Origin of the sequence: Streptomyces sp. NPDC050504 (assembly GCF_044458065.1) — a bacterium.
GTDB lineage: Bacteria > Actinomycetota > Actinomycetes > Streptomycetales > Streptomycetaceae > Streptomyces.
Window position 1 is genome coordinate 1,143,628 of the sequence record NZ_JBITHO010000001.1, and the last position, 16,849, is coordinate 1,160,476.

A 16,849-nucleotide genomic window follows, 5' to 3' on the forward strand; every position below is an offset into this window, starting at 1 on the left:
TCCACCGCGACCGGCGGCGGAACCCGGTGCCGCGCGTCGCCGGTCGCGTCTTCTTCGGCGGTGCTCGGTGCGCGACGGGTCGGGTTCCCGTACGGTGCGCCGTGAACCCCTGCCGGGCGCACGGTCACGACCTGCCGCCCCCGTGGAATCCGCCCCAGGAGATCCGGAGCCGCCGTGGAACCGATCACCCAGGACCTCGCGCGCCGGATGCTGGCCACCGCGCTGGCCGAGGCGCGCGCCGGGCTCGCCGAAGGCGGGCTGCCCATCGGCGCCGCGCTGTACGGGCGGGACGGCACCCTGCTGGGGCGCGGCCGCAACCGCCGCGTCCAGGACGACGACCCGGCCACCCACGCCGAGACGGCGGCCTTCCGCGCCGCGGGGCGGGTGCGCGACTACCGGGGCACGACCATGGTGACCACGCTCTCGCCGTGCTGGTACTGCAGCGGCCTGGTCCGGCAGTTCGGCATCTCGCGCGTGGTGATCGGCGAGGCCCGTACGTTCCGCGGCGGCCACGACTGGCTGGCCGGGAACGGGGTGGAGATCATGCTGCTGGACGATCCCGAGTGCGCCGAGATGATGGGCGCGTTCATCGGCGCCCGGCCCGACCTGTGGAACGAGGACATCGGCGATGCCTGACGACCCCCGCCCTCCCGCCTCCCTGCCCGTCGTCGACCTGCGCGAGTGGCGCACCGGCGGCCCGGACGCCCGGCGGGCGATCGCCGCCGCCGTCGACCCGGCCCTGCGCGACGCGGGCTTCCTGCTCGTCACGGGGCACGGCGTCGACGCCGGGCTGCGCGCCGGGATCCGTTCCGCCGCGCGGGAGTTCTTCGGGCTGCCGACGGAGCTCAAGGAGCGTTACGCCGTCAAGGTCGGCGGGCGCGGCTGGCTGGGTCCCGGGGCGGAGGCCAACGGCTACGCGGAGGGCACCCGGACGCCGCCCGACCTGAAGGAGTCGCTGTCCTTCGCGGCGCAGGAGCCGACCGGGGACGCGGCGGTGGACGCGGAGTGGTTCCGGCCCAACGTCTGGCCGCGGGAGGTCCCAGGACTGCGGGCACCGGCTGAGCGCTACCTGCGCGAGATGCGGACGCTCTCCGACGAACTGCTGGAACTGCTCGGCACGGTCCTCGGCGAGGACGCGGACTTCTTCACCCGGCACACCGGCCACCCCACCTGGGGCTTCAACATCAACTGGTACCCGGGCACGCGGACCGTGGGCGAGCCCGCGCCCGGCCAGTTCCGCATCGGCCCGCACACCGACTTCGGCACGGTCACCGTCCTCGACCGGGAAGCGGGCAAGGGCGGGCTCCAGGTCTTCACCGACGCGCGGGGCTGGCAGGACGCCCCGTACGTCCCCGGCGCCTTCACGGTCAACATCGGTGACCTGATGGCCCGCTGGACCCGGGACCGCTGGCGGTCCGGCCGCCACCGCGTCCTGCCCCCGCCGGCCGACGCCCCGGCCGAGGAGCTGATGTCGCTCGTCTACTTCTACGAGTGCGACCCGGGCACGGACGTACGCGGCACGGACTCGCACACCTACCTGCGCGCACAACTGGACGCGATCACCGCGGACTGAGCCGGCCCTCAGAGGGCGTACACGCCGGTGAGGTGGTTGTCCGGTGCGGGTTCCCCGATGCGGGCCAGAAGGCCGGCCGAGGCGGAGAGCTGGGCGGGCGTGCGGCCGGACAGGGCGCGGAAGTCGTGGTTGAGGTGCGCCTGGTCGTAGTACCCGCAGGCGGCCGCGAGGTCGGCGAGGTTGCGGGCCCCGGGAGCCACGGCGAGCGCACGCTGGAAGCGCAGCACCCTGATGAGGGCGCTCGGCGGGAGTCCGACCTGTTCGCCGAAGAGGGACTGCAGCCGCCGGTGCCCCAGCCCGGTGGCCGCCACGAGGTCGGCGACGGCCGCTGCGGGACGGGTGCGGGTGAGCATGTCCCACGCCTGGGCCACTGCCGGGGAGATCCGGGCGGGCGCCGCGAGCCGTCCGGCCAACTCCGAATCGAGGACGCGCCAGCGGTCGCGCCAGTGGGGTGCCGTGGCGAGCCGTTCGGTCAGGCGCCGGGTCCAGCCGAGGCCGAGCACGTCGTCGGGGTGCGCGCGGGTGCGGGACAGATGCCGCAGCGGCAGGGCGAGGAGCGCGTAGGCGCCCAGCGGAGTGAACTCCACCTCGACACCGTGCGCGAGACCGTCGCAGCGGCCCCGCACGGGCGAGGTGCGCAGGCCCGCGAGCATCGCGCTCCACTCCTGCACGGTGCCCGTCGGGCCCGCATCGGCCAGGCGCACGGGCGCTCCCCAGCCCAGGACCAGGGTGACGGTGGCGGCGGGCAGCGTCAGCCTGGTCGGTCCCGCGGCCACCGACCGGTATCCCCGGTACCCGACCACGTGGTCCCGCAGCCAGGCGGGGGCGGGGCGCTGGAAGGTCTCGCCCCGGTCGTGGGCCGGGGCTGACGGCTCGGGCACGGCGGGCTCCCGGTACCTCGGACGACGCTGCGTGTGCGTACAAGACGGGTGGTGGACCGTCCTCCAGTGTGAAGGGCACCGTGCGGGCGGTGAAGCCCCGCGCAGGGCCGAGGGAGACGGGATGAAGAGGATCAGGCGTCTGGTGCGGGCCGTGTGCCGCTACGCCGGTGTCACGCGCGCCGGTTCTGCCGAACAGGGCGAACGTGCCGCCGTCCTGCACGCCCGGCGCGGTGCCGCACGGGCGCTGGACGACGATCCCCTGCACGGGTTCACCGACGCCCTGCACGACCAGCCGGTCTGGCGCTGTCGCTGAACCTCCGTTGCCGGGTGGCCCCGTAGGCCTGTTCGAGCGGGTAACGTCGCCGCCGCGTACAGCGGAACGGCGTTCACGGGGAGAGCGGGGCACGGATGCACGGCCTGGAGTCGGGGGACCCACGGCGGATGGGGGAGTACACGCTGATCGGCAGGCTCGGCGTCGGGGGGATGGGCCAGGTCTTCCTGGGGCGCGACGAGGCCGGCCGGGTCGCGGCGGTGAAGGTGGTCAGGGCGGAGCTGGCCGACGACCCCGAGTTCCGGGCCAGGTTCCGCCAGGAGGTCGCCGCGCTGCACCGCGTCGGCGGCGAGTGGACGGCGCCGGTCCTCGGCGCCGACACCGGGGCCGCGGCGCCCTGGGTGGCCACCGAGTACGTGCCGGGACCCTCGCTCCAGCAGGTCGTCGAGTCCGGCTACGGCCCGCTCCCCGAGGCCACGCTGCACTCCCTGGCCGGGCGGCTCGCGCGGGCGCTGCGCGCCGTCCACGGCGCGGGCCTGGTGCACCGCGACCTCAAACCGTCCAACATCCTGCTGACCGTCGACGGCCCGCGCATCATCGACTTCGGGATCGCGCGGGCCCTGGACACCGTGGCGGGCAGCCTGCGCACGTCCACCGGCGTCGTGCTCGGCTCGCCCGGCTTCATGTCGCCCGAGCAGGTGCGGGGACAGCGGGTGACACCGGCGACGGACGTCTTCAGCCTCGGCTCGGTCCTGACGTACGCGGCGACCGGGCGGCTGCCGTTCGGCTCCGCCGAAGTGGGCGCGCACGCGCTGATGTTCCGCATCGCCGAGGAGGAGGCGGACCTCACCGGAGTGCCGGACAGCCTGCTCGGACTGGTCACCTCGTGCCTCGCCAAGGACGCGGACGGCCGCCCCACGGCGGGGCAGCTGGCCGCCTGGACCCGTACCGACGCGGCCGTGCCCTGGCTGTCGGCCGAGCTGCTGGCCGACCTCGGACGGCTCGCCGCCCGGATGCTCACGGCACGGACCCCGCCGCAGGGCTCACCGGCCCCGACACGGCCCAAGCGGCGCTGGGTGCCCGTCGTCGCCGGGGCGGTGGCGCTCGCCGCGGTGGCCACCGGCACCGCGCTCGTGCTGCGCAACGGCGGGGAGAAGGAGCGGGGGACGGGCGGCGCGCCCGCCAGGTCCTCGTCGGCCGCGGACCCGACGGCCCCGGGCCGCGGCGCGGCCGTGCCGAGGGAACTCCTCGGCGCTTGGGAGGGCGTGCTCAAGGGCGACCCCGAGATGCCGAAGCGGGTGCTGCGGCTGGAACTCGCCCAGGGCGGCCCTGGCGAGAAGATCGCCTCGTACATCGAGACCGGCGGCAGGCTCCAGTGCACGGGGCGCGCCGCACTGGTCTTTGCCGACGCCGACGGGCTGGTCGTCGGCAAGGGACTGGTGACCGCGGCAATGCCAAAGGGGCGCTGCGCACCGCCCGTCGAGCAGACCCTGAAGGTGCGGTCGCGGGACGTGCTGACGTGGACGTCCGGCGGCCGGAGCGCCGAGCTGCACCGGTCGACCGGCGGCAGGGAGGCCGTGCCCGAGCGGTACGTCGGCGCCTGGGTGCCGGCCAACGAGCGCTACCGGGAGCAGGAGATGATCCGGATCTCCCAGGGGCCGGCCGGCGGCCGCCTGGTGCGGACGTCGAGCACGTTCGACACGGAGGACGGCAAGAAGGAGTACTGCGACAGCTCGTACGTCGTCGGCGCGGTCTCCCCGGTCCTGGCGCTGAGCCCGGCGACGTACGCGGCGGAATCGGGGAAGGACTGCCGCCAGCCCGACGCGGTGTTCCTCACCGTCGCCGACAACGGCCGCATGCTGCTGTTCAGCATGGACGTGGACGCGGAACCCGCGGAGTACGTGAAGAAGTCCTGACGGGGCCCGGCCGGTCAGACGGGACGCAGCAGTTCGACCTCGCGCCTCGGGTCGTACGCGTTGCCCGGGTCCGGCGTCCAGTTGTGCGCGGGCGCCGTCCGCACCACGTAACCCGCGCCCACCGCGCGGTACTTGCGCAGCGGAAGTGAGAGCGCGCGGGTCCTGGTGTTCACGGGCCGCCCGGACCCGCTCAGCTCGTGGTGCACGCGGGCCCGGTAGAAGTCGGTGTCACCCTCGTGCCGCAGCTCGGGCAGCGTGACGAACCAGCGCGGCCAGAAGGGCACGACGCCGAACACCACGTCGACGAGCTTCTTCAGCCCCGCCTCCACCCCGGGAATCCAGGAGATCAGTTCGAGCACCACGCCGCAGGCGATGACGACCAGCGCGAGCGCCGCGCACAGCACCCAGTGGACGGGCGCGTACACCACCGTGAGGAGGAACTGCGCGGTCAGTCGGGCGGAGCCCCGGACCGGTGGCGGATCCCAGGAGGCGTCGCGGTGCATGTGGAATCCCCTTCACGGTCGGGCGGCGGTGCGTGGACGGTGCCGAGGCCGTACGGACGGGCGGCGACGGTCGTGTCCCCGGCGGGCCGGGCGACCCACGCATTGTGCACGTGCGTCACTCGCGTACCGCACCCGCCCCTGGTCGGCCGCCCGCAGGGACGCGGCGGGCGGGCGGGACCGGTCAGCGCTTGAGCGCGGCCATCGCCGCCCGCACGTCCGCCTCGATCAGTTTCAGCAGGGCGCCCGGGTGCTCCGCGCGGACGTCGACCGGACCGTTGCGGAAGGCGTTCATCCGGAGCGTCAGGACCGTGCCCCCGTCACGGACGGCGAATTTGACGCTGTTCATGATGTCGGGGACGGTCATGAAGTACGCCTCGTCGCCCAGCCCCTCCACCGGCTGCTGTTCGTTGGGCTCCATGCCGCTCGGGCCGCCGCTGCGGAGGACCGCCTCGAACTCGGGGCCCGGGTCGGTGCGCAGGTGCTGCTCGACGGTGAACTCGACCGTGTAGTACGTGGCCTTCTCGGGGGCGTCCGTCGTGCGGATCCCGAGGTTGCAGCTCACCCTGTTGTACGCGGGGTCCTGGAAGACCTCCTGGGTGTCGGTGGGACGGTCGCGCCGTCCCAGCTGGGCGGTGAGGCCGGCCAGGGCGATCCGCTCGCAGGTGTCGTCGTCCAGGTGGTAGCCGCGCCGGTCGGGCTCGGGGGTCCGGTCGCCGGTGTACAGGCCGACCGTCCACAGCGCGGAGGCCAGCAGCGCCCCGGTCAGTCCCCAGGCCCACGGGCGCTCGCGCAGCGGCCGGTGGCGGGCGGCGCCGTCGTGGTCCGGAGGCACGGGCTCCGGTGGTGGTGCCCCGTCGCCGCCGACCAGTTCGGGTTCGGATATCACTCGGGCCCTCCTTCGGAGAGCGGCCGCCAAAGGGCGGGACGGGGCCGGGCGGTCAGCGGGCGGTTTCGACGTGCGCCGCCAGATGGGCCAGTGAGGAGGCGATCGCGGCCTCGTGGACCGCCTGGTCGATCCCCGGCGGCACGTCAGTGGCGGTGACGGTCACCTCGGTGCCCGCGCCGGTGGCCACGAGCTGCCAGGTCATCGTCATGGTGCCGGTGCACGCCGGGTCGTCGGTCTCGAACCGCGCCTGCTGCACGACGCGTTCGGGCGGCGCCAGGTCGGTGAACCCGACGTCGACGACATCGGTCGCCGCCGACGTCTTGCCGGGGCTGCCGGTGGGGTCGAGACGGGTGAGGGCCATCCGGAACCCGCCGCCCGGCCGGGGGTCCCAGCGCTCGATCCGCCCGCGCATGCCGTCGGGCGGCAGCCACGCTTGAAGGGCCGCGCGGTCCAGGAGGGCGCCGTAGACGGCCGCCGGTGGTGCCGCGATCACCCGGCCGGCGCAGTCGGTCCTTGCCATGGGCCGATTCTAGGGCCGGGGACCTGGCGGGGAGCGGGGCCGTGCCGGATCGGCGAAGGGCCGCAGGGCCGCTCGTCCCGACCGGTCGCGGGTGAAGCGCCGTTCGGCGTCTGGCCGGGTTCAGGCGCGGGCTCTCAGTCCTCCGTCTCGATCCCCCGGGCCGTGAGCACCTCGGTCGCGCCGGGAAGCATGTACTCCAGCGCGTCCACCCCGGAGAAGACCTTGAGGTTCGGCAGCAGGTCGAGGTCGTCGAGGCCGCGCACGTCGAAGAGGTCGTCCTCGCCGTCCCAGACCGGGGCGCACTCCGCGAAGACCTGGAGCCCGCCGTCGAACATCAGCTCCTCCACCGAGGCGAGCAGCTCCGCCGGTATCTCCAACTGCTCGAAGTGGGCGCGGGCCTCGGCGAGGACGGTGTACTCCAGTCCGTTCTCCCTCACGTGGCGGGCGAGGTCGTCGACCCCGTGCGCGCGCATGTGCTCGGACAGGTCGAAGGCGGGGACGAGCGTCTCGTCCTCGTACATGAGCTTCTCGACGACGAGCAGCTTGAAGTTGAAGTCGCGGAACACGATCGGTGCAGTCACGCGCCCAGGTATATCAAGGGGCACCGACAACGCGGCTCCCGCCGGGCCTCACCGCAGCGGCAGCGGGGGCTCCGGGGCCTCTTCGGGTTCGGGCAGCGGGCGGTGGCCCTGCGACCAGTCGTTGGTCCAGCCGCACAGCGTGCACGCGTACCGGCCCTCGATGCCCGACACCTCCGCGCCGCACTGCGGGCAGTCGGTGCGGGTGATCTCCAGTTCGTCGTCGACGCCGCCCACGCGGTTCCTCCCGTCCCGTCCCGCGAGCCGGATCCCGGGAACAGGGACACGCTCTCACGTCCGGGAGCGTCGGGGTGCCGCGCCCCGGAACCGCGGGGCCGACGGCGCATGGGGCGCCGTGAAACGGGCAGGATGAGGCGGCCATGTCAGGAAGGTCCGTCGCCGATCCGAAAGGGCCCCGTCCCGTGTCCCGTCCCGCGCTCCGCAAGACCCACGCCCTGCTCGTCGCCGCCGCCCTGGTCCCCGTCGGGCTCGGGACCGCGACGCAGTCCGAGGCCGACTCCCCGGCACGGCCCGCGCGCTCCGCACAGCCGGCCGCGGCCGCCTGCACGTACACCCCGGCCGTCCCCGCGGACAACTTCAAGGGCATACCGGTCTTCGACCCGGTGAAGGCCGCCAAGCCGTACACCGCCACTCTGCGGACCCGGCAGGGCACCATCAAGGTGCGGGCGCTGACCGACAAGGCCCCGTGCACCACGTACTCCTTCCGGTTCCTCGCCGAGCGCGACTACTTCGACCGCTCGCACTGCCACCGCCTGACGACGGCCCGGATCCACGTGCTCCAGTGCGGCGACCCGACCGGCACGGGCAGCGGCGGCCCCGGCTACTCCTTCCCCGACGAGAACCTGACGGGCGCCACCTACCCGGCCGGGACGGTGGCCATGGCCAACGCGGGGCCGAACACCAACGGCAGCCAGTTCTTCTTCGTCTGGAAGGACACCAAGCTCTCGCCCGCGTACACCCCGTTCGGCCGGGTCACCGAGGGACTCGATGTGCTGCGGAAGATCGCGGCGGGCGGCCAGGACGACCAGAACGGCCCCGGCGACGGGTTCCCGACCCTGCCGGTGGACATCAAGCGCGTGAAGATCAAGAACAGCAAGTAGCCCCGGCGTGCGGCGCGGCCGGTTCCGGCACGGTGCGAGGCGCCCTGCCGGAACCGGCCGCGGAACGCCACAATGGGGCGAGAGGCCCACAAGCCGCACGAAGGGCGTGCGGCAGCCGAACGGACATCGCGCGGAAGGAGACGTTCATGCACCGGCGGGACGACGACGGCGAGGTGGGCGGCCCTTACTCCAGCCCCGGTGACCCGGGCAACCCGATGCCGGAACCGGATCCCGAACCGGTGGAGGACGACGACTAGATGTCCGCCGCGAACGCGTACGAGCTGAGGTCGCGCTGCGCGGCCGAGATCGACGCGTACGAGAGCGGACACTTCCACGGCAGGCCGTGGCTGCGCGAGGCGTTCCTGGCGGTTCCCCGGGAGGCGTTCGTCCCCGACCGCGTGTGGTGGCCCCACCCGCGCGAGGACGGGCTGTGCCACGTCATCGACCGCGCCACCAGGCCCCGCGCCTGGCTCAAGGCCGTCTACCGGCCCAGGAGTTCCCTGGTCACCCAGGTGGCCGACGGCACGGTGCGCCCCGAGGACGGCCCCACCGACCGGGAGTTCACCTCCTCCATCTCCTGCTCCGCGGTCGTCGTGGAGATGCTGCACCACCTCGCCCCCCTGCCCGGCGAACACATCCTGGAGATCGGCACGGGCACCGGCTACAACACGGCCCTGATGGCCCACCGCGTCGGCGCGCGCAACGTCGTCAGCATCGAGATCGACCCGGCCCTGGCCGTCCGCGCCGCCCGGACCCTGACCGCCCAGGGCGTGCGCGCCACCGTCGTGGTGGGCGACGGCGAGCGCGGGCACCCGCCGGGCGCCCCCTACGACCGGATCATCTCCACGGCCTCCATCCGCCGCGTCCCCGCCTCCTGGCTGGACCAGCTCCGCCCCGGAGGGGTGCTGCTGGCCCCGCTGGACACCCCCTTCGACTGCGACGGGCTCCTGCGCCTCGTCGCCGACGGCCACGGCACCGGCCGCGGGCGCCTGCTGCGCGGCGTCGCGTTCATGCGGGTGCGCGGACAGCGCGACGGCCGTACGTACGGCGAACTGGGCTGGCCGCCGTCCCGTGCCTACCCGCCGGGCAACTGGCCGGCCTGGCAGCAGTACCGCGTCACGGCGGGCCGCTCGGGGCAGCGCATCGTCGTCGAGCCCCGGGGGCCGGTGGCGGCCCGGTAGGCCGTCCGGGCGACCGGGCCCGCTCGCGCGCCGCCGCGCTACGCGTCCGGGAAGTACCGGTCGAAGGCGGACGCGTCGACCGCCATGGGGCCGGTGAACGGCTGGTTCAGCTGGTGGACGAGCAGCACGGTCAGGGTGATCAGCCCGGTCAGGCCCATCACCATGACGACGTGGGTGGCGCTGCGCTGGATGCCGAACATGAACATGAAGGCGACGGTCAGCAGCCCGCCGCCGAGCAGCCCGAACCACAGGATCGGCGACAGGCTCTCGCGCGCGTCGGCCTCCCGCCCCCTGCGGGCGTCGCCCAGGGACCAGAGCTGGGTCAGGACCTCCCGTACGGTGGCCTGCTCGACCGCCTCGGCGTCCGGCGGCACCTGGTTGGCGGTGCGCACGTCGTGCAGGAGCCGCCAGCCCTCCTGCTCGGGCGGCTTCCCTTCGGCCATCGCGGGAAGTTCGGTGCGCACGGTGTGCCGTACGTACCGGGTGACGCTGTCGCGCAGGCGCCGCGAGTCCGCCGGGGGCAGGGTGTCGGCCAACTGGTAGATCTCGTGCGCGGCGCTGGCCTCGTTCTGGATGTGCTCCTCCGCGCCGGCGCGGGCGTCCCAGACCGACACCAGGGACAGCCCCAGCAGCAGCGCGTACAGCACGCCGACCATCATCGCGATGTACTCCGCGACGTCCTCGCGCGGCTCCTGCTCGGAGCCGGGCCAGTAGCGGTGGCGCAGCAGCACGCCCGCCGCGGCCAGCAGGGCGACGCCCAGGACCACTGCGATCGTCTCGGTCATCCAAGCCCTCTCAGCCGAGCCCCCTGCGCGTACGTCTCCCCTCCCGCGGGCCGCCGGATCACCTCAGACGGGAGCCGAGCAGGACGGCCGCGAGGACCGCCGGAAGCACCACGAGGAACAGGATGGCCACCAGACCGGTCCTGGTGGGCCCCTGTCCCGGACGATAGAACCGCTCCAGGAACGGCACATCTCGGGCGGCGCGGTGGGGCCGCGTCCGTGCGGCCGCTGAGCCCTCGTCCTCGGCCAGGGGAGCCGGGGGCACGGGGGCGGGCGGCGCTACGCCGGGCGGGGGCGCGGCGCCGGGCGGGGCGAACGGGGTGAACGGGACGACCGGGCCGAGCGGGCCGTACGGGTCGAGCGGGCCGACCGGGGGCTTCAGCAGGGCGGCCGGGGGAAGCGGGGCCGGAGGGGCGAACGGGAAGAACGGGGCCAACGGGGCCTTCGGCCGCTGGGCGTCGGGGCCCGCCGGCGGGAGCGAGGGCGCGTCGGCGTCGGCCGGGGGGAGGGACGACTCGTCGGCGGTCGGGTCCTGTCCCTGGTCCTGTTCCCGCTCCCGGCCGGGGCTCTGCTCCTGGCCCTGCTCCTGTTCCTGGTTCTGCCCCTGGTCCTGGTCCCTGGGCGGGTCGGCGGGCCCGTCCGCTTCGACGGGGGCGTCGCGCAGGACGAAGCGCACGGAGGAGCGCGCCGTGAGGTGCGGGGGCGGGAGCAGGTCGCCCCGGCGCCCCAGCGTCCGGGTGCGGTCGCTCGCGCCCGCCCGACCCTCGCTCAGGTAACCGCCCGGCTCCCCGCGCACGGTGGAGCGGCACGACGCCGAGTCGCCGGGGGCGAGCCGGGCGACCACGGGCCGGCCGCCCCCGCAGTCGACCGCCCGCGCCCCGGGCAGCGCGTCGCCGACGCGGACGTCGTACAAGGTGCGGTTGCCCTCGTTGGCGACGGCGTAGCGGATCACGGCCCTGCGTCCCGCGGCCTCGACCGACTGGTCGAGCGTCAGGACGCCGCCGACACCGCGGTACCCCGCGCGGGCACGGGCCCGGGACTTCAGGTGCAGGGACGGGATGCTGCCGACCGCGGTCACCTCGCCCGTCCACACCCCGGCGCGGGCCCGCGTCTCGGCCTCGCACGTGGTCGAGCTGATGCCGCGCAGCATCGCCACGCGGGAGCGGCCCCCGCAGCTGATCGAGGTGCCCGGGGGAAGGGCCGGGTCGGTCACCCGTACGTCGTGGAGGTCGGCGCCCGTGTGGTTGATCAGGCGGTACACCGTGCGGACGGGGTCGCCGACCCGGATGCCGGGCCGCAACGCCTCCGTACCGGGCCTGGAGTTGACGCTGACCCGCAGTTCGAGACCGCCGCTCCCGGCCCCGTCCGCGAGCGCGTGCCCGCCTCCGGGTACGGCTGCGGCGCACATCAGAACCAGCAGCGCGGACACCTGGCGAGGCCACACGCGCTTCTTCACCCTGCGGACACGGACACCCATGCCGTCATGCTCGGCGACGACCGGGCCCCGGCCCGACAGCACGCGCACGACTTTTCGATCATGGTCGGACAATCATTCCAATGGCTGTCGACCGGCCCGGTTCGACCGGAAGACAACGGGGCCCGCACCCCCTTTCCGGGGTGCGGGCCCTCCACTTCCGACGCCGGTTCAGCGCTTGATGTCGCTCAGCACTCCGCTGACGTTCAGGACCTCGTGGCACCCCGACGCCTGCTGGCCGCTCGCCGGAGTACCGGGCTTGGCGCACGTCACGGACACCGTCACGGTCTCGTTCTCCGGAACCCGGATCGGGGTGACCCAGTGGTAGTCCTGGTTGCGGAAGGTCTCCAGCGCGATGGTGGTGACCTTCGTCGCCCCGAACGAGATCGTCAGAACGCCCTCGTCGCCCTGGAAGTTGGCGACCACCGCGTCCGTGATGCCGAAGACCTTGCCGGCCGGGACGCTGTACGTGCCCGCCTTCTCCGTACCGCCGCCCGTCTCGACGTCGATCGTCGCCGAGCTCTGCCGTCCGCTGCCCGGCACCGCGTCCGCCACTCCGCCGCCCCCGGTCGATCCCGCACCGGTGCTCGCCCCGCCGGAACCGGCGTCCGTGCCCGTACCCGAGCCGTCCGCGCCCGCCGAGGGCGACTGGCCGGTGTTCTGGCCGCCGGGGTTCTTGCCCGTGCCCGAACCGCCGCCCTGCTGACCCTGGCTGTCCGCGGTCGGGTTGTTCTTGACGGCCTTGTCCGCGGCCTCCTGGGCGGTGCTGCGCACGGCCGGACGGACCAGCATGAACCAGGCGAGGATCAGTGCCAGCAGCGCGGCCAGCACGGCCAGCAGCCACCGGGGGAGCAGCGGCATCTGCACGAACTCGCCCTGGAGCGGATCCACCGGGCCCACCGCCGAGGGGTCGGGCACCGGGGTCGGCTTCGGCGGGTCGAGGGTGGAGGCCACCGACGCGGTCGGCGCCGCGGGGGCGGCCGCCGCGGCGCCCGCCGTGGCGGCGACGGCGACGGGGGCGGCGAGCGCCTTGGCCACGGTCTCCGTCGCCTGGACCTCGAAGGGCCAGGTCGTCGGCTGGCCGAACCAGATCAGCCGACGGACCTTCACCTGGAGGCGGGCGTCGGCCCGCGCACCGGGCTCCACGCGCTGCCGCTCCGGCGTGATGCCGAACTGGAGGTCCTCGCCCTCCTGCTTGCCCGCGAGGGCGACGTCGACCGGGATGTTGCCCGTGTTCCGCACGGTGGTCCGGTAGCGGGCGCCGCGCCATCCGCGCCTGCGCTGCGGCACCAGCTCCACGCGCAGCTGCTGGAACGGCTCGACGTACACCGTGGTCTCAGGCACCGCCACCGACTCGGGGTGCTCCTTGGGCAGCACCCGGACGCCGAGGGGAACCTCCCCCGCGCGCACCTCGGGGGAGCGGGGCGGCGCCAGGTGCACCGTCACCGTCTGGGAGGTGCCCGGGTACAGCGATATCTTCGCGGGCTCGATCGTGGTCCACGGCGCGCAGTCGCCGACCACTTCCAGGGTGTATCCCTCGACGATGTCGCTGGTGTTGTGCACCGTGAGGCTCGTGGCAGCCCGGCCGCCCGGGGCGACGGTCACGGTGGAGGTGTCGAGTTTGGCAGATGTGGTCACCGTACGAACGTAGGGCGAACGGAGGTTCGTGCGAAGGGAGTGGTGGGCAACGAACGGGCACGCGCGTTGCCCTCTTGTGCCCTCGTGGACACCGGACGGCCATCCGTGATGTTCGCGCGGGACGGGCGTACGCCTTGCTTCCGCCGTACGGAACAGGTGGGTTCGGGCGGTGCGGTGCGGGGCCGCAACTGACCGGTTGGTCCAAAGGGCAGCGAGGATTGCCCTCAAGTCTGCTGGTCCGGACATGTTGTTCTTTCTGAAGAGCTGTCAATCTGGTGTTCGTATGGCGTTTCCTGGACTGATGGGGTGGATGTGATGGGCACCGCTGGCCCGGCGGGCAAGTCCCGCCTCGGCAGACTGGTACTGGCCCTGGCGATGCTGGTTCCGCTGCTCGCGGTGGGCGCCGCCACTTGGTCCAGGTCGTCGGAGGCGAGGGCGGCGGACGGCCCGGCCGCGGAAGCCGGACGCATCGCGTACGCGGGTACGGGGCACCGCAGCCTCGGCCGCGTCAAGGACACCAGGACGAGCGAACCGCTGTTCGGCCCGGGACCCGCGCACTTCGACCGGCAGCCCGCCGCACGCGGCGACGTCACCGTCTTCACCAGCCTGCGCGACGAGGCACGGCCCCAGGTCTACCTGCGCAACAGCGACGGAGAGGTGCGCAGGCTCACCACGGGCCGCGACGCCGCACACCCCAGGCTCACCCCGGACGGCACGTCCGTGGTCTTCGACTCCGCCGACTCCGGCGCCAAGCAGCGCGACCTGTGGATCGTCGGCACCGACGGCAGCGGCGCGCGCAAGCTCACCGACACCCCGGCCGACGAGACGTCGCCCAGCGTCTCCCCGGACGGCGCGCGCATCGCGTACTCCAGCGACGTGGACGCCGCGCGCGGCCGCCAGATCTTCATGCGCGCCCTGGACGGCGGCCCCGAGACCCGGATCAGCACGGGCCCCGAAGGCGACGCGACGGAGCCCGTCTGGAACCCCTCAACCAGGGCCAACCGCGCCGAACTCGTCGCCTACACGCTGCGCGCCCCCGGTGCGAAGAAGACGCAGCTGCGGCTCGCCGACTGCCAGGGCACGGACCGGCCGCTGCTGGGCGGCGCGGCGGAGAACTGGAACGCCAGGACCGCCGACTGGCTGCCCGACGGCAGCGACGTCGTCTTCATCAGCCCCGAGCGCACCTGTGACTGCACCACCGAGTTCGACCACGTCTTCCGCGCCACGAAGCTCAGCGAGGTCGTCCCCGTCCTCGTGCTCGACGAGGACCGCTCGGTCTCCTCGGCGACCTGGCTCGGCCCGCAGGAGGGCGGTGGCGTCGTGGTCGACAGGACCTCGCAGCCCACGACCCGTACCGCGACCCTCCAGGACGTGCGCCCGGACGGATCCGACCCGCGCGACCTCGGGCTCGACATCCTCAAGGAGGACCCGGCGGCCGACACCAACACCGACCCGGCCGTCGACCCGCTGTTCAACCCCGCCCCGGGGAACGACCCGTGGACCGAGCGGCAGAACTACACGCCCGACGGCCGCCGCATCGTGGTGACCCGCTTCGAGGGGCCGGCCGACGCGCGCGTCATGCGGATCTGGCTGGCCGACGCGGACGGCTCCAACTACGCGGCGCTGCCGCTCGCCGGACGCGGCGCCAGGGACTGGGACACCGACCCGACCTTCTCGCCCGACGGCAAGCGCCTGGCCTTCACCCGGGTGTCGCCCGGTGGCGCGGGCGGGGCCGCGGGCCCGAGCCAGATCCTGATCGCCGACGTCGCCACCGGGGCGATCACCGGGCGCGTCGTACCGCCCGCGGACGGGCTCACGGGCCAGGACGCCCAGCCGACCTGGTCCCCCGACGGCAAGACCCTCGCCTTCACCCGCAACCGGCTGATCGGCGGTAACGGAGGCAACAAGCACGTCTGGACCGTGCCGGTCGGTGACCTCGGCGACCAGCGCGACCTGAGCGCCACCGCCTGCCCCGACCGGTGCGCGGTCATCGACGACAGCCCGGCGTTCTCGCCCGACGGCGGGAACATCGTCTTCAACCGCAAGGACGGCGCGGGCCGCGTCAACGAGCGCAACGGCCTCGTGCTCGCCCCCGTCGACGGCGGTCGCTGCGAGGTCCTGCTCCCCGCCGGGCTGCGCGACGACCCCGACGCCTGCGAGCGGCCGCTGCCCGACACCGCGGAGACCGGCCCGCACCAGCCGCGCGACGTGGCCTGGACCGCCGACGGCAACACGCTCGTGTTCAGCGCGCGGCGCGGCGCGGCCCCGAACGCCCGCGAGGGACTGAAGACCCTCGACCTGACGACCGACAAGATGACCTGGCTCACCAACCGGCTGCCCGGACGCCAGAAGGAGCCGACCGTCCAGCAGTCCGTCGACCTGACGGTCAAGGCCTCGCCGACCGCGCCGCCCGTACGCGTCGAGTCGTCCACCACCATCGAGGTCACGGTCACCAACAACGGCCCCGCCGCCTCGCCGGGCACCGAGATCGTCGCCGACGTGCCGCCGGGCCTGAACCTCGACCGGCTGACCACCACGGAGGGACAGTGCGCCGACGGGTCCCCGAAGTGCGCCATCGGCGTGCTCAAGCCCGGTGAGTCGGTGAAGGTCACGGCGCACCTGACCGGTGTGACCACCGGTCAGGTGCGGATCGGCTGGACCGTCTCCGGCTCCGTCACGGACGCGGCGCCGGGCGACAACTCCGCCGACACCTCCGTCGAGGTCATCGAGAAGGAGCGGCCGCCGACGAGGCCCCCGATGCCGACCCCGACGCCCACGCGGCCCACGGTCCCGCCGTCCCCGAGGCCGCCGTCCCCCGAGCCCCCGGCCACCAAGCCGGTACCGCCGCCGCTCCCGAAGCCGCCCCCGGCCCCCCTCGCCGGGCCCGCGCTGACCGCGACGGCGCAGCCGAGCCCCGGCTTCGTCGGCGGCAAGGTCGTCGTCACCTACACGGTGCGCAACGGAAAGAGCGCGCTGGCCACCGGGCTGCGGCTGCGGCTCGGACTGCCGCAGGGCATTCCCGCCGAGCAGCTGCCCGCGGGCTGCGCGGGCGGCGAGTGCGCCCTGCCCGACCTCGCGCCGGGCGGCAGTGCGGTGACCCGCGTCGTGCTCGCGCCGACGAAGGCCGTGAACACCCGGATCGACGCCGAGCTGACGACGACCGGCACGGACGCCGACCTCCGCGACAACACCGCCCGGGTGCCGCTGCGGATCCTCCAGCCCCGCATCCTCGCGGTGCCCGCCATCGGCAAGCCCGGCTTCGTGACCCTGGTGCGCGGCTGGGACTTCCCGCCGGGCGTGCCGGTCACGCTCACCTGGAAGCCCGGCATCACGGCTGCGGCGGCACCGACCCGCCCCGGCGCCGACTTCACGTTCACCGCGCAGCTGCTGATCCTCCGCAAGGACCAGACGGGGCCGCGCACCATCACGGCCAAGGGCGCCGGGTTCTCCCCGGTCACCACGCCCTTCCTGGTGGTCAACGGCAGCGTGCAGCCGCCGTACGAGGTGGACCGCCGATGACCGGAC

At 74.1% G+C, this 16,849-nt stretch carries 16 protein-coding genes; 7 read left to right on the top strand and 9 right to left on the bottom strand.

The window, feature by feature from the left end; all coding sequences use genetic code 11:
* The first annotated feature begins 207 nt into the window (after nucleotides 1-207).
* Nucleotides 208-636, top strand: a complete 429-nt coding sequence (locus ACIBNE_RS04685) for a nucleoside deaminase (RefSeq protein ID WP_399270076.1) — start codon at nucleotides 208-210, stop codon at nucleotides 634-636.
* Complete coding sequence (locus ACIBNE_RS04690; RefSeq protein ID WP_399269473.1) at nucleotides 629-1,573, top strand: isopenicillin N synthase family dioxygenase; 945 nt, start codon at nucleotides 629-631, stop codon at nucleotides 1,571-1,573. The genes ACIBNE_RS04685 and ACIBNE_RS04690 overlap by 8 nt, the downstream gene beginning before the upstream one ends.
* Nucleotides 1,574-1,581: 8 nt before the next feature.
* On the opposite strand, the gene ACIBNE_RS04695 is transcribed toward ACIBNE_RS04690, so the two are convergent.
* The gene (locus ACIBNE_RS04695) at nucleotides 1,582-2,454 is read right to left on the bottom strand and encodes a helix-turn-helix domain-containing protein (RefSeq protein ID WP_399269475.1); all 873 of its coding nucleotides are present in this window, start codon (nucleotides 2,452-2,454) and stop codon (nucleotides 1,582-1,584) included.
* 121 nt (nucleotides 2,455-2,575) lie between these two features.
* Here ACIBNE_RS04695 and ACIBNE_RS04700 point away from each other — a divergent pair, with 121 nt between their 5' ends.
* Together ACIBNE_RS04700 and ACIBNE_RS04705 are read left to right on the top strand one after the other, a co-directional pair.
* Entirely contained in the window at nucleotides 2,576-2,767 is a 192-nt protein-coding gene (locus ACIBNE_RS04700) for a hypothetical protein (RefSeq protein ID WP_399269477.1), read from the top strand.
* A 128-nt stretch (nucleotides 2,768-2,895) separates the two neighbouring features.
* Entirely contained in the window at nucleotides 2,896-4,641 is a 1,746-nt protein-coding gene (locus ACIBNE_RS04705; protein ID WP_399269479.1) for a serine/threonine-protein kinase, read from the top strand.
* A gap of 14 nt (nucleotides 4,642-4,655) precedes the next feature.
* Here the strand turns inward: ACIBNE_RS04705 and ACIBNE_RS04710 are convergent, their stop codons facing one another.
* The 5 genes from ACIBNE_RS04710 to ACIBNE_RS04730 all read right to left on the bottom strand — a co-directional run bounded on the left by ACIBNE_RS04710 (nucleotide 4,656) and on the right by ACIBNE_RS04730 (nucleotide 7,365).
* Nucleotides 4,656-5,144, bottom strand: coding sequence for a hypothetical protein (locus ACIBNE_RS04710; RefSeq protein WP_399269481.1), 489 nt, complete (start codon nucleotides 5,142-5,144; stop codon nucleotides 4,656-4,658).
* A 181-nt stretch (nucleotides 5,145-5,325) separates the two neighbouring features.
* Nucleotides 5,326-6,030, bottom strand: coding sequence for a hypothetical protein (locus ACIBNE_RS04715; protein WP_399269483.1), 705 nt, complete (start codon nucleotides 6,028-6,030; stop codon nucleotides 5,326-5,328).
* 52 nt (nucleotides 6,031-6,082) lie between these two features.
* Nucleotides 6,083-6,550: an SRPBCC family protein gene (locus ACIBNE_RS04720; protein ID WP_399269485.1), complete on the bottom strand. Its 468-nt coding sequence runs from the start codon at nucleotides 6,548-6,550 to the stop codon at nucleotides 6,083-6,085.
* 134 nt (nucleotides 6,551-6,684) lie between these two features.
* Nucleotides 6,685-7,131: a DUF6892 domain-containing protein gene (locus tag ACIBNE_RS04725; RefSeq protein WP_399269487.1), complete on the bottom strand. Its 447-nt coding sequence runs from the start codon at nucleotides 7,129-7,131 to the stop codon at nucleotides 6,685-6,687.
* Between the two features lie 48 nt (nucleotides 7,132-7,179).
* Nucleotides 7,180-7,365 (bottom strand): hypothetical protein, encoded by a 186-nt coding sequence (locus ACIBNE_RS04730; RefSeq protein WP_399269489.1) that lies wholly within the window; start codon nucleotides 7,363-7,365, stop codon nucleotides 7,180-7,182.
* A 185-nt stretch (nucleotides 7,366-7,550) separates the two neighbouring features.
* Between ACIBNE_RS04730 and ACIBNE_RS04735 the strand changes: the two genes are divergently transcribed.
* Together ACIBNE_RS04735 and ACIBNE_RS04740 are read left to right on the top strand one after the other, a co-directional pair.
* On the top strand, nucleotides 7,551-8,249 hold the full coding sequence (locus tag ACIBNE_RS04735; protein WP_399269491.1) for a peptidylprolyl isomerase: 699 nt from the start codon (nucleotides 7,551-7,553) through the stop codon (nucleotides 8,247-8,249).
* Between the two features lie 257 nt (nucleotides 8,250-8,506).
* Nucleotides 8,507-9,430, top strand: coding sequence for a methyltransferase domain-containing protein (locus ACIBNE_RS04740; protein ID WP_399269493.1), 924 nt, complete (start codon nucleotides 8,507-8,509; stop codon nucleotides 9,428-9,430).
* Nucleotides 9,431-9,468: 38 nt separating this feature from the next.
* On the opposite strand, the gene ACIBNE_RS04745 is transcribed toward ACIBNE_RS04740, so the two are convergent.
* The 3 genes from ACIBNE_RS04745 to ACIBNE_RS04755 all read right to left on the bottom strand — a co-directional run bounded on the left by ACIBNE_RS04745 (nucleotide 9,469) and on the right by ACIBNE_RS04755 (nucleotide 13,324).
* On the bottom strand, nucleotides 9,469-10,215 hold the full coding sequence (locus ACIBNE_RS04745; RefSeq protein WP_399269495.1) for a hypothetical protein: 747 nt from the start codon (nucleotides 10,213-10,215) through the stop codon (nucleotides 9,469-9,471).
* A 58-nt stretch (nucleotides 10,216-10,273) separates the two neighbouring features.
* Nucleotides 10,274-11,689 (bottom strand): hypothetical protein, encoded by a 1,416-nt coding sequence (locus ACIBNE_RS04750; RefSeq protein WP_399269497.1) that lies wholly within the window; start codon nucleotides 11,687-11,689, stop codon nucleotides 10,274-10,276.
* 168 nt (nucleotides 11,690-11,857) lie between these two features.
* On the bottom strand, nucleotides 11,858-13,324 hold the full coding sequence (locus tag ACIBNE_RS04755; protein ID WP_399269499.1) for a hydrolytic protein: 1,467 nt from the start codon (nucleotides 13,322-13,324) through the stop codon (nucleotides 11,858-11,860).
* Between the two features lie 315 nt (nucleotides 13,325-13,639).
* Between ACIBNE_RS04755 and ACIBNE_RS04760 the strand changes: the two genes are divergently transcribed.
* Entirely contained in the window at nucleotides 13,640-16,843 is a 3,204-nt protein-coding gene (locus ACIBNE_RS04760; RefSeq protein ID WP_399269501.1) for a hypothetical protein, read from the top strand.
* Nucleotides 16,844-16,849: the final 6 nt, after the last annotated feature.